The sequence below is a fragment of the Lyngbya sp. CCY1209 genome, assembly GCF_055795065.1.
The window spans coordinates 1-1,383 of record NZ_JAYFER010000416.1 but is presented as its reverse complement, the minus strand read 5'-3'; the positions used below and the strand labels follow the sequence as shown (position 1 = coordinate 1,383).

At 52.3% G+C, this 1,383-nt stretch carries 1 protein-coding gene; it reads left to right on the top strand.

Annotated features, from left to right (window positions below):
* Positions 1-184 precede the first annotated feature (184 nt).
* Positions 185-712, top strand: a complete 528-nt coding sequence (gene ilvN / locus AC0QHF_RS12455) for an acetolactate synthase small subunit (protein ID WP_324704540.1) — start codon at positions 185-187, stop codon at positions 710-712.
* The last annotated feature ends 671 nt before the right edge of the window (positions 713-1,383 follow it).

The following is a 1,383-nucleotide window of genomic DNA, read 5'->3' as shown; positions in this document are numbered from 1 at the left end:
GCTAAAGCCGCTTGAGTCGGTTTTCCTCTCCGCGATCAATCACGGAGCTTCCAACCCTCCCAGGAGTTTTACGTGATGTGCGGTTCCTCAATTTTGGGCGATCGCGGTTCAACTCCTGGCCGATCGCCGATACCTGATTGCCGATCGCTACAATTTGCCGAGTTTCACGTTTGGGGACGAGATTATGAAACATACCCTTTCTGTTTTGGTTGAAGATGAGGCGGGTGTCCTGACGCGGATTGCCGGTTTGTTCGCCCGTCGGGGATTTAATATCGAGAGTCTGGCGGTCGGTCCGGCCGAACAAGCCGGGATTTCCCGGATTACGATGGTGGTCCCTGGAGACGATCGCATCATTGAGCAGTTGACCAAGCAACTCTACAAGTTGATCAACGTGCTGAAGGTGCTCGATATTACGGAAATTCCCTGCGTTGAGCGGGAGTTGATGTTGCTCAAGGTCAATTCCCCCAACAGTACCGTGCGATCGGAGATCATCGAACTGGCCCACATTTTCCGCGCCCGGGTGGTGGATATCGGCGACGATTCCCTCACCGTCGAGGTGGTGGGCGACCCGGGTAAGATGGTGGCGATCGTTCAGGTGCTCGGCCGCTTCGGGATTCGGGAAATTGCCCGGACGGGTAAAATTGCCCTGACTCGCGAATCTGGCGTGAATACGGAGTTCCTCAAGAGTCAGCCCGGGGAAGCGAAGTTTTGAGGGGGCGGGGCGGCGACCCCATCCGCGAACTTGAACAAATGTTGACTTTTACATCATTTTTCGAGTGCGATCGGTTACAATAGCAGAAGGGTGCGATTCGTTCGGGAGTGAAATAGGGCTGAAATGCCCGAAATATCCTCCCGGTAAGGCTTTCACCCCCTCGGGTGAATATAAGGGGCACACCCCTGACCAGCCTTATAACTGTCTGTATGTTCCTAAATTGGTATCACAGGATACCAAATGAGGTTGGAACTCTCAGGGTCAAAGGGAGAATTGAAGAATCTTAACAAATCCTTAACAATCCCTAAGAGAGGAGGCGATAGCCACCCCCAGTTTTGGGACTCACAACCCCAGGACTGAAGCGGGGAACGGAAGGCGGTGAGGTGGAATCTGCCACCAAAAGTCCGACCACTGCTAACCATCTATGACTAACCGAAAGGTAAACATCTAGCATGAACCCTCGAAACATTGTGGTATCGAAAACAGGTTGACTACGGTGCTGCTCGAATGAGTAAGTGGATCTTCCAAACAAAGGATGGTCTACGACTGCAACAACATAACTGGACCCCCATCATTCGGCACAGACTGATTAAACCAAGCGCATCGACGTATGACGGAAACTGGGTCTATTGGGCAACAAGGAGAGGGAAATCACCAGAAATCTCAAACCG